This window comes from Proteus vulgaris, assembly GCF_023100685.1.
Classification (GTDB): Bacteria; Pseudomonadota; Gammaproteobacteria; order Enterobacterales; family Enterobacteriaceae; genus Proteus.
In genome coordinates, this window is sequence record NZ_CP090064.1 from 702,254 (window position 1) to 713,850 (window position 11,597).

Here is an 11,597-nt window from a genome sequence, read left to right on the forward strand (position 1 = left end):
CTAAGTATTATTACGCTATTTTAAAAGCACTTTATTTGTCGTTGTAAAATGATGAATAAGGTGCTTTTTTATTGTGCAAAAAATCATACTTATATTTTTTTATTGTTTTTTGTTATTAATGAGATAATTAATAAAATTGAGTTAGAATAAAATTTAGCTTTAGTCTTAAATAATATTAATAATAGGTAGGTTAACTTTAAGAATAAATAATTAATTAAGTTTACTTGGTAATACCGTGCTGAATCAATTAATGCTAAGTAGATATTATTATTTCAACTTACCTTACATTAATATTCATTAACTCTTCATTTTTTTTCACTTTTTGATTTGTTGATATTTTGTTTTTTAAGTTAAATTTTTCTATAACCATATGATTGGTAATGTTTTTATGTGAATTTGATTTAAGTGTAAAAATGCTTGCGCAAAAAATCTTATTGGATATAATGCACCCACGTTACAAATTGAAACATTTTGTAACGTGCAAGAACGCCTAATTTGTTTATTATCTAAGTTATCCGTATTTGGATACTTATTTTTTTATTGCACCAGGTAGACCGTTGTTTTCAGTCATTCCAATTTCTGGTAAGTAGATTTTATTTACTTATTCAAACCACTTCTTATTTTTGATAAGCGGTGAGTAAAATAAAACGTGAAAGGCAGAGAACTACACATAGCATTTTATTATTTTAATAAATTTAAAGGCCATAACATTTCGGTGTTATGGCTTTTTATTTTATTGACTGATTCGGTTGTTATCATTATTCCTATCCGTTCCTATCCGTTCCTATCGTTCCTATCGTTCTTATCGTTCCTATCGTTCTTATCGTTCCTAAATAGGGGATGTGCTTTGCTTTTATCTTTTTCTTTATCTCCTATTCTTTATAAGATCTTTGTCTGATTGAAAACTACAAACAGTTAACAAAGAGCTTTTCTATTTTTTAGATTTATGACCACTTTTTTTATCTATTCTCACAAAAAAACGAAATATGCTTTATTTGGGGATTTTTTATCGATAATTTGTGCTTTTTTTATCCACAATAACAACATGGATTTAACATGAAAATTTATTTAGGTTAATTTCATTATAAACTCGATATGTTATAAAATAACTCAATGTAATTATCCCGAATGATTACTAATTAGTAATTATTAATGATCTTATCTTTTGAATGTAACTGTATATCGATATGTATTTAATTTTATAGCGATTTTACGCTAGGGTATTAGCTTATTCCAAAAACGAATATACATATAACTATATGAAAAATGATAAGAAAAATAGGTTAATTTTTGATTGAAAAGTAAACAGAGTAATAATGATTAAAAAATAATAACAAATGAAGATTGGATAAATTAGTAATTAAAATAGGCTGAAATTAAATATATTAATGTAATGATTTCTTGTTTATGAAATGCAATTTTTAACATTATTTATGATGTAATATAAAGGTTGATAATATGAAAACAAGAGTCATCATTATAATTAAAAAATATATTAAAACTTATTTTTAATAAAATTTTCCAGAAAATTGAAAATATTAATTATTAATTTTGTATTATTTTAAATATATTGTCTTATAAATTGGGTGTTTTTTAATGGATTTATATCTTACTGATTTATAATGATTAATAATTTTACACCCCCATGATTATTGAGGTAATGAGAATTATTTCTACTTAAATTATCATTATTAAATAGCATTTTAATAATTTTAAAATGACGAAATATATAAAAAATAGACATTAAACCTTATATTGCTGAAACGTTTTTACTCACATAAAAGAATAATTTATTTTTTAATGAATTATCGCTTGATAATGATCAAGTCATTATTGTGTCGGAGTGTTAAAAAGGCGGTGTTTTAAAATTATTCCAATTAAAAATCATCATATCAGGAGAGATATATGGCCTTGGGGAATAATGTTTTTTCCCATCATGGTATTAACCGACGCGATTTTATGAAATTGTGTGCTGCGTTGTCAGCTACCATGGGATTAAGCGGCAAAGCAGCCGCAGAAATGTCAGAAGCAATGGCGTCATCTGAACGCCCACCCGTTATCTGGATTGGTGCTCAGGAGTGTACAGGGTGTACGGAGTCTTTATTACGTGCAACTCACCCGACTCTGGAAAACCTAGTGCTTGATGTTATCGCACTTGAATATCATGAAGTGCTTTCTTCAGCTTTTGGTGATCAAGCTGAAGAAAATAAACACAATGCGATGGAGAAATATAAAGGTAAGTACGTTCTCGTTGTCGATGGTTCAATCCCAGACAAAGATGGCGGTGTTTACTGTATGGTTGCAGGAAAACCTATTCTTGAGCATATCAAAGAAGCCGCTGAAGGGGCTGCTGCGATTATTGCAATTGGTTCATGTTCTGCATGGGGGGGTGTGCCAGCAACTGGGGGTAACCCAACAGGTGCTAAATCATTGGAAGCAATTTTACCGGGTAAAACTGTTATTAATATTCCAGGATGTCCACCAAATCCACATAACTTCTTAGCAACTGTTGCACATATTATTACTTTCAACAAATTGCCTAAGTTAGATAGCAAAAACAGACCGCTTTTTGCTTATGAGCGTTTAATTCACGAAAACTGTGAACGTCGCCCTCATTTTGATGCGGGTCGTTTTGCTAAAGAATTTGGTGATGAAGGTCATCGTCAAGGTTGGTGTTTATACCATTTAGGCTGTAAAGGCCCTGAAACCTATGGTAACTGCCCAACATTGGAATTCTGTGATGTCGGTGGTGGAATTTGGCCTGTGGGTATCGGTCATCCTTGTTACGGATGTAACGAAGAAGGGATTGGCTTTACTAAAGGTATTTTCCAATTAGCGAATGTTTATCAGCCAACACCAAAAGCGCAAGTACCTGATGTTAATGCGAAAGAAGGTGGTGGTGTGTCTTATGGTGCTGCGGGCTTGCTCGGTGCTGTCGTAGGTGCTGTCGCCGGTGTCAGTGTGATGGCTGTGCGTCAATTAGGCCGTGACAAGAATGCCACAGGAGCCTCACAGGAGGATAAACGGTGAATAGGCGTCATTTCTTTAAGCTGGCATCAGGTGGGGTTCTCCTTGCGGGAATGGCTCCCACTGCGAGTCATGCTGCGGCGCAGAACCGTCCCCCAATTCCTGGGTCTCTCGGTATGCTCTATGACTCTACATTATGTGTAGGCTGTCAAGCATGTGTCACAAAATGTCAGGAAATCAATCACCCGGAGCCAATGGAGCGTGGTGATACTTACGCCAATGGTGATCCGATTTGGTCAAACAATGACAAATTAAGTCCTTACACAAATAACATTATTCAAATTTGGCGTGATGGTACTGGTGAAAATAAAGACCAACTGGAAAACGGTTATGCCTTTATTAAGAAACAATGTATGCATTGTGTTGATGCAAACTGCGTTTCTGTTTGTCCTGTTTCTGCATTAACCAAAGATCCAAAAACCGGTATTGTCCATTATCACGCAGATATCTGTACAGGTTGTCGTTACTGTATGGTGGGATGCCCTTATAACATTCCAAAATACGATTATGACGATCCATTTGGTAAGCTCTATAAATGTGAGCTTTGTAACCAAAAAGGTGTTGAGCGTTTAGACAAAGGCTTATTACCAGGTTGTGTTGAAGTATGCCCAACAGGTGCGGTTATTTTCGGTACACGAGAAGAATTGCTTGAAGAAGCAAAACGTCGTTTAGCGAAAAAAGCGGGTGAGGAATACCATTACCCACGTCAAACCATTAGTGGTGGCGATACTTATCTGCATAAAATTCCTGAATATCAAGATCATATCTATGGCGAGTTTGAAGGTGGCGGTACGCAAGTTATGGTACTTTCAGCGGTACCTTTTGACAATTTAGGTATGCCAGAAGTAGCACCATTATCTACAGGTGCGCGTTCTGAACATATTCAACACACGCTTTATAAAGGCATGGTATTACCAATAGCGGCCCTAGCAGGGATCACCTATTTGGTTAACCGTAATAGTAAAAAACAAGAGCAAGAACACCACAAGGAGGATAACGATGTCGAGTCATGATCCTCGTCCACTTGGCGGTAAGTTATTTACTCTCGCTGTAAGAGTGTTTTTACCGCTTGCTGTGCTCGGTTTTATTCTTATTGGTAAGCGTTTGGTATTAGGTCTGGGTGATGTCTCTGACCTGAATGGGGGATATCCTTGGGGTATTTGGATTGCTTTTGACTTATTGATAGGAACTGGCTTTGCATGTGGCGGTTGGGCACTTGCATGGGCTGTTTATGTCTTTAATAAAGGCGAGTTTCACCCATTAGTGCGTCCTGCATTATTAGCGAGCTTGTTCGGCTATTCATTAGGTGGTTTATCCATTGCTATTGATATTGGTCGTTATTGGAACATGCCTCACTTTTTTATGCCGCAATACTTTAACGTTAACTCAGTGTTGTTTGAAACAGCGACCTGTATGACCATCTATATTATGGTGATGGCATTAGAATTCTTACCTGCGTTATTAGAGCGTTTAGGCTGGAAAGTGTCGTTGAAACGTCTTAACAAAGCGATGTTCTTTATTATTGGTCTTGGTGCTTTACTGCCAACCATGCACCAATCTTCAATGGGATCATTAATGATTTCAGCGGGTTGGAAAGTACATCCACTGTGGCAATCTTATGAGATGTTACCGCTGTTTTCTCTGTTAACGGCTTTCCTCCTTGGTTTCACTATCGTTATTTTTGAAGGCTCTTTGCTAAAAGCAAGCCGTACCATGAATGATGATGAAACACCGTTATTTACCAAGTTAACACGCGTAATCGAAGTGTTACTGATTGCGTTCTTGGTCTGTCGCTGGGGCGAAGTTATTTGGAACGGTAAACTGAGTTATATCGGAAATGGGGATATGTTCTCATGGTTATTTATTGCTGAAAGTGCATTGTTATTACTTCCTCTTATTTTGATGCATTTAAATAATAACCGCCGTAGTCCAAGAATGCTGTTTGTCTGTGCTGTCTTTATCTTAATCGGCGCAGCGATGTGGCGTATGAACTACTCTTTAGTTGCTTACAATCCAGGCAATGGTTACCACTATTTCCCAACAGCAAGTGAATTGCTGATTTCTATTGGTTTCGTTGCATTTGAAGTAACAGCTTACATTCTTATTATCCGTTTACTGCCGGTTTTACCTGCACAAACAGACTCAAATATACAATTAAAAAAGGCTGAGGTTAAATCATGAGCCAACGCATTACTATTGATCCTATTACCCGTATTGAAGGGCATTTACGCGTCGATTGTGAAATTGATAACGGAAAAGTTGTTAAGGCTTGGTCTTCCGGTACCATGTGGCGCGGAATGGAGGAGATCCTAAAAGGAAGCGATCCTCGTGATGCATGGATTATCGTGCAACGTATTTGTGGTGTTTGTACGACAGTTCACGCAATTGCCTCAGTACGTGCTGTAGAAGACGCTTTAGGTATGGATATTCCTGTGAATGCGCAGTATATCCGTAACTTGATTTTAGGTTCACATATCATCCATGACCATATCGTTCACTTCTATCAGCTTTCTGCGATGGACTGGGTTGATATCACATCTGCATTACAAGCTGATCCTGAAAAAGCATCAGCGATGTTAAAAGGGGTTTCTGAATGGCATCTGAACTCTGCTGAAGAATTCAGAAAAGTACAGAAAAAAATCCAAGGTTTAGTGGACAGCGGCCAGTTAGGTATTTTTGCTAATGGCTACTGGGGTCACTCAGCCATGAAATTGCCACCAGAAGTTAACCTAATTGCGGTTGCCCACTACCTACAAGCACTTGAGTGCCAACGTGATGCAAACCGTATTGTGGCTATTTTGGGCGGTAAAACACCTCATATCCAAAACTTGGCCGTGGGTGGTGTGGCTAACCCGATTAACCTTGATGCACCAAATGTTCTCAACCTAGAACGTTTAATGTACGTGAAAAGCTTTATCGATAAGCTGGGTGATTTCGTTAACCAAGTTTATAAAGTGGATACTGCTATTTTCGCCGCTTATTACCCTGAATGGTTAAAAATCGGTAAAGGTGCAAACTACTATCTGTCTGTACCTGAATTACCAATTAATGGTAATAACACGGAATTCTTACTGTCTGGTGGTTATATGGAAGGGGTTGATTTCTCGACCTACCGTCCAATTAAAGACTGGAAAGATCAGAACCTGAAAGACGGTATCGAAGAAAGTGGTAAACACGCATGGTATGAAGATGATGAACCTTTAAAACCATGGGAAGGGTTAACTCGTCCTAAATACACCGGTTGGGATGAGAACAATAAATACTCATGGGTTAAATCCCCTACATTCTACGGCAAGCCTGTAGAAGTCGGTACGTTAGCATGGTTAGTGTGTGGTTTAGCAGGTAAGCACGAAGGAACGGTTAGAAACTACAACGACATCAACAAGATCTATACTCAATTAACCAATGAAACACTGGTAACAGAGCAACTAGAATCGACTTGGGGACGCATTATTGGGCGTACCGTCCATGCGTGTGTGTTACAAGAATCACTGGCTTCTTTATGGCAATCACTGGTTGATAATATCGGCCGTGGTGATACAGCTGCCTTTATTAAACCAGAGTTTGAACCAGGTAAAGAGTATCGTGGTGTCGGTTTCGAAGAAGCCTCTCGTGGTATGTTATCTCACTGGATTGTGTTTAAAGACGGAAAAATCACTAACTATCAGGCAGTAGTTCCATCAACATGGAATGCGGGTCCTCGTAACTTTAATGATGAACCAGGCCCTTATGAGTTATCACTAGTGGGTACACCTGTTGCTGATCCGAAAAAACCGTTAGAAGTGGTAAGAACGATCCACTCCTTTGACCCATGTATGGCATGTGCTGTGCATATGGTTGATTTAACAGGTAAAGAGCTAAGTAAGGTGAAGGTATTATAATGCGAACTCTCGTCTTAGGTATTGGTAATTTATTACTAAGCGATGAAGGCATTGGTGTTCGTATAGTAGAGGCGCTCGAAGAGCGCTTCTCTTTACCAGAGAACGTCGATGTTATTGATGGTGGCACATCAGGTATGGAAATTTTGCAAGATATTGCAGCAAGAGACCTCCTGATTGTTGCCGATGCGGTAAGAAGTAATCATGAACCGGGTAGTATTTTTATCTTACATGATGATGATGTTCCGGCACTTTTTACGCAGAAAATTTCTCCTCATCAATTAGGTTTATCTGATGTATTAATGGCTTTACGTATGACGGATGAATTTCCTCGTAAGCTTATTTTAGTGGGTATTGAACCTGCATCATTAGAGCCAAGCATGTCATTGTCTGACATTGGTGAAAAATCAATGGAAATTGCATTAGAGCATGTGGTTAATATTTTGCGTGAATACGGTATTCCTGTCACACCTAAAGAGGTAACAGCATGAGTGAATTAAGCTGGGATATTCTAGGATATGACGAGCCGCCTGTTGAGCAACTTGAAACACGTTTTAGTGAAATTGCTGAAAAAGAGATGAGAGGGCTTCCTTTTTATCGCGAAGGTATTCCCGTAAAAGCAGGGGGCTTTACTTTATTTGAAAATCAGTGGATTGGAGCTGTTCTTACTCCTTGGATGTTAGAGATTGTCGTCTTTCCGGGACCTTCACAAGAATGGCCACATCGAAAAGTGGGTGATCGTATCGGGTTAGAATTACCTTGTGGACAGATTAAGTTTGTTGTGGGTGAGCTTGCGGGTGGTATGCAATATCTTGCTTGTTCATTAATGTCACCACTTGATAGACACCTAACAGGTGAACATGCTGTTGAGTTGGTTGAAAATAGTGTAAAAATGGCACTTTCTCTTCCTGTTCAGACACAATCCGTAGCAGAAGTTGATTTAAGTCGTCGTTCTCTCTTCCGTGGTCAGTTAAGATCATAGTGTAGAAATTTTACGCGACACAGAGTCACATTCTTCTTATTGAATAGTACAGGAGTCAGAATATGTGTAGCACTTGCGGTTGTGGCGAAGGCAATGTCAGAATTGAAGGCGTAGAGCCTCATTCACATGAGCACCACCATCATCACTCTCACGACCATGATCATCACGACCACGGTCATCATCATGATCACGACCATCATGGGCATGATCACCATCATGAACACAAGGCTACTCCAGCGAATACTGTTCATAAATATATTGATAAGTCTGAACAAAAGCATAAGCATAACTACGAAACCAATGGTCAGCCTATCATCGTTCATCACCACTATTATCATAACAGTGGTGATGTTCATCTTCATTTTCATAACGATACACAGCTAAATGAAACTCCTGTTTTCCATGAGCATCATCATGGACATGACGCTCATCATGAACACGATCATTCTCACAGTCATGATCACGACCATGCTCATGATCATAGCCATGAACATTCTCATCACCATTCTCACAGCCACGATCACGATCATGCACATGACCACGATCATGAACACGAGCACGAAGAGCAATTTAGCCCAGTGATTGAAAATCAGAATATGCATTATGGCCAAGGTGAAGCAGGAACACATGCTCCCGGTATTAGCCAAAAGCGTATGCTGAAAATTGAAATGGATGTGTTAGATAAAAATAACCGAATTGCTGTTCATAACCGTGAACATTTTGAACAACAAAATGTGTTGGCATTGAATTTAGTTTCAAGTCCTGGTTCAGGTAAAACCACACTGTTAACACAAACGTTAAAACAGTTAGCGCAACGTGTCCCTTGTGCCGTGATCGAAGGCGATCAACAAACCACCAATGATGCTGATCGTATCCGTGAAACAGGTGTACCTGCGATCCAAGTGAATACAGGCAAAGGTTGTCATCTTGATGCACAAATGGTGCATGATGCGACACACCAATTAGGCTTACAAGATAACAGCGTTCTCTTTATTGAAAACGTGGGTAACTTAGTGTGCCCAGCCAGTTTTGATCTGGGTGAAAAGCATAAAGTGGCTATTCTCTCTGTCACTGAAGGTGAAGATAAGCCTCTGAAATATCCGCATATGTTTGCTGCGGCTGATTTAATGATTATCAACAAAATTGATTTAGTGCCACATCTGAATATCGACGTTCAAGCTTGCATTGAATCAGCTCGCCGTGTTAATCCAAATATTGAAATTATCGCGTTATCAGCAACAACAGGCGAAGGCATGGAAGAGTGGTTAGCTTGGTTGGAGAGTCGTTTATGTGCTTAGGTGTTCCAGCTAAGATTGTTGAGGTGGGCGAAGACGTCCACCAACTCGCTTATGCCGAAGTCAGTGGCGTCAAACGTGCTGTTAATATTTCAATGGTATGTGAAGGCGAACCAAATGAATTATTAGGCAAATGGGTACTTATTCATGTGGGATTTGCCATGAGTATTCTTGATGAGCAAGAAGCACAAGATACTCTTGATGCATTACAGCATGTCTATGGTGTGACCCTCGAAGAGGCTGATGATGCAGTACGTTGATGAATTTCGTGATCCCGAACTTGCGAAAGCCTTACTAGCCCAAATTCGTGAAACTATTTCACAATGGCCTCACCCTATTAAACGTCCATTACAAATAATGGAAGTGTGCGGTGGGCATACTCATGCCATTTTTAAATTTGGTTTAGATCGCTTATTACCAGAAGAAATTGAATTTGTTCACGGGCCGGGTTGTCCCGTTTGTGTATTACCGATGGGACGAATTGATGCATGTTTAGAAATTGCAGCACGTCCTGACGTGATTTTTTGCACATTTGGTGATGCAATGCGTGTGCCGGGTCGTAATGGTTCAATGCTGGATGCGCGTCGTCGAGGCAGCGATATTCGTATTGTTTACTCACCGCTTGATTCACTGAAAATTGCACAAGATAACCCAGATAAGCAAGTTGTTTTCTTCGGTTTAGGTTTTGAAACAACTATGCCAAGTACTGCAATGACGCTACAACAAGCAAAATTGCGTGGACTTAAAAACTTTTCTCTATTTTGTCAGCACATTACTATCGTACCTACTTTGCGTTGTTTACTAGAGCAAGACGATGTTCGCATTGATGGCTTTATTGCACCGGGACATGTGAGTATGGTGATTGGATGTACACCATATCAACCGCTATGTGATGAATTTGAAAAGCCTTTTGTGGTGACAGGATTTGAACCATTAGACTTATTGCAAGCTATACTGATGGTCATTAAACAACTTAAAGCAAAAGCAGAAAATACAGATTATGTTTTAAGTATTGAAAACCAATATAGTCGCATTGTACCGAATGAAGGTAATAAGTTGGCTCAAAAAGCACTTAGCGAAGTGTTTATGTTAAAAGAAACCAGTGAATGGCGTGGGTTGGGTGAGATCCCAATGTCAGGTATTCAATTAACACCAGCTTATTCTGAGTTTGATGCTGAATTACGTTTTACACCTGCACCGCAGAAAGTGGCAGATAATCCACAATCTCGCTGTGGCGATGTATTAACAGGACGATGCAAACCTTCGGATTGCCCTCTATTTGGCAAAAGCTGTACACCAGAAACCGCATTAGGTGCTTTAATGGTGTCATCAGAAGGGGCATGTGCGGCTTATTATCAGTATCGCCGTGAAGGTAATATATGAAACAACCTGATGAAATCACCTTAGCCCAAGGTAATGGTGGGCAAGGTATGCAACAACTGATCGAAGGCCTGTTTTTAAAAGCGTTCGATAATCCGTTATTAAATGAAAAAGAAGATCAAGCGCGGATCGCGTTAAATGAGTTAACGGCTCTTGGCGATCGTCTTGCTTTTAGTACCGACAGCTATGTTATCGATCCCATTATTTTCCCCGGTGGAAATATTGGTAAATTATCTGTTTGCGGTACAGCTAACGATCTCTCCGTCGGTGGTGCTGTACCTCGTTATCTATCATGTGGTTTTATTCTTGAAGAAGGGTTGCCATTTGAAACCCTTGAAGTGCTTGTATTAGCGATGGCAAAAGCCGCTTCACAAGCAGGAATACAAATTGTCACAGGGGATACCAAAGTGGTTCCTCGTGGTGCCGCAGATAAGATCTTTATCAATACTGCGGGCATTGGCGTTATTCCAACTCAAATTAATTGGGCCGCAAGTAATATCAAAGCCGGCGATAAGATCTTAGTGAGTGGTACAATTGGTGATCATGGTGCAACAATCCTTAATCTTCGTGAAAATTTAGGATTAGAAGCGGATCTACAAAGTGACTGCGCTGTGCTTGAACCAATGATTGCACCTTTACGCCAAATTGAAGGTATTCAGGCATTACGTGATGCAACTCGAGGTGGAGTAACGGCCATTTTGCATGAATTTGCCCAAGCCAGCGGTTGTGGCATGAATGTACATGAAAGCAAATTGCCAATGAAACAAGCCGTTCGTGGTGTGTGCGAATTATTAGGCCTAGAAGCACTTAATTTTGCTAACGAAGGTAAAATTGTTTTAGTGGTATCACCTGACGCTGAAGCACAAGTTATTGACGCTTTACATCAACACCCTTTAGGTAAAGATGCTTGTACTATCGGTGAAGTGACAACGGATAACTATATTCGTTTAACTGGGATTTTCGGTACAAGTCGCATTCTTGATTTACCTTATAACGAGCCTTTACCTCGTATTTGCTAAGCACTTCTTCCCCCAC

At 39.2% G+C, this 11,597-nt stretch carries 10 protein-coding genes; all 10 read left to right on the top strand.

The genetic code is table 11. The features are described 5' to 3' along the window. The first annotated feature begins 1,905 nt into the window (after window positions 1-1,905). The 10 genes from hybO to hypE all read left to right on the top strand — a co-directional run bounded on the left by hybO (window position 1,906) and on the right by hypE (window position 11,581). Window positions 1,906-3,030: a hydrogenase 2 small subunit gene (gene hybO, locus LW139_RS03355; RefSeq protein ID WP_072069443.1), complete on the top strand. Its 1,125-nt coding sequence runs from the start codon at window positions 1,906-1,908 to the stop codon at window positions 3,028-3,030. Beyond that, a complete protein-coding gene (gene hybA, locus LW139_RS03360; protein ID WP_036911746.1) occupies window positions 3,027-4,040 on the top strand; it encodes a hydrogenase 2 operon protein HybA in 1,014 nt (337 codons plus the stop codon). Before hybO ends, hybA begins: the two co-directional genes overlap by 4 nt. Next, entirely contained in the window at window positions 4,027-5,208 is a 1,182-nt protein-coding gene (gene hybB / locus LW139_RS03365) for a Ni/Fe-hydrogenase cytochrome b subunit (RefSeq protein WP_109408038.1), read from the top strand. The genes hybA and hybB overlap by 14 nt, the downstream gene beginning before the upstream one ends. Further along, window positions 5,205-6,908: a hydrogenase 2 large subunit gene (gene hybC, locus LW139_RS03370; RefSeq protein WP_166539457.1), complete on the top strand. Its 1,704-nt coding sequence runs from the start codon at window positions 5,205-5,207 to the stop codon at window positions 6,906-6,908. The genes hybB and hybC overlap by 4 nt, the downstream gene beginning before the upstream one ends. After that, entirely contained in the window at window positions 6,908-7,396 is a 489-nt protein-coding gene (locus LW139_RS03375) for a HyaD/HybD family hydrogenase maturation endopeptidase (RefSeq protein WP_109408036.1), read from the top strand. Before hybC ends, LW139_RS03375 begins: the two co-directional genes overlap by 1 nt. After that, window positions 7,393-7,887: a hydrogenase-2 assembly chaperone gene (gene hybE, locus LW139_RS03380; protein ID WP_166539458.1), complete on the top strand. Its 495-nt coding sequence runs from the start codon at window positions 7,393-7,395 to the stop codon at window positions 7,885-7,887. Before LW139_RS03375 ends, hybE begins: the two co-directional genes overlap by 4 nt. A 62-nt stretch (window positions 7,888-7,949) precedes the next feature. Further along, window positions 7,950-9,185: a hydrogenase nickel incorporation protein HypB gene (gene hypB / locus LW139_RS03385; RefSeq protein ID WP_247850626.1), complete on the top strand. Its 1,236-nt coding sequence runs from the start codon at window positions 7,950-7,952 to the stop codon at window positions 9,183-9,185. Continuing rightward, window positions 9,176-9,442: a hydrogenase maturation factor HybG gene (gene hybG / locus LW139_RS03390; protein WP_072069437.1), complete on the top strand. Its 267-nt coding sequence runs from the start codon at window positions 9,176-9,178 to the stop codon at window positions 9,440-9,442. Before hypB ends, hybG begins: the two co-directional genes overlap by 10 nt. Further along, window positions 9,429-10,565: a hydrogenase formation protein HypD gene (gene hypD / locus LW139_RS03395; protein WP_075674243.1), complete on the top strand. Its 1,137-nt coding sequence runs from the start codon at window positions 9,429-9,431 to the stop codon at window positions 10,563-10,565. Before hybG ends, hypD begins: the two co-directional genes overlap by 14 nt. Then, on the top strand, window positions 10,562-11,581 hold the full coding sequence (gene hypE / locus LW139_RS03400) for a hydrogenase expression/formation protein HypE (protein ID WP_247850627.1): 1,020 nt from the start codon (window positions 10,562-10,564) through the stop codon (window positions 11,579-11,581). The genes hypD and hypE overlap by 4 nt, the downstream gene beginning before the upstream one ends. The last annotated feature ends 16 nt before the right edge of the window (window positions 11,582-11,597 follow it).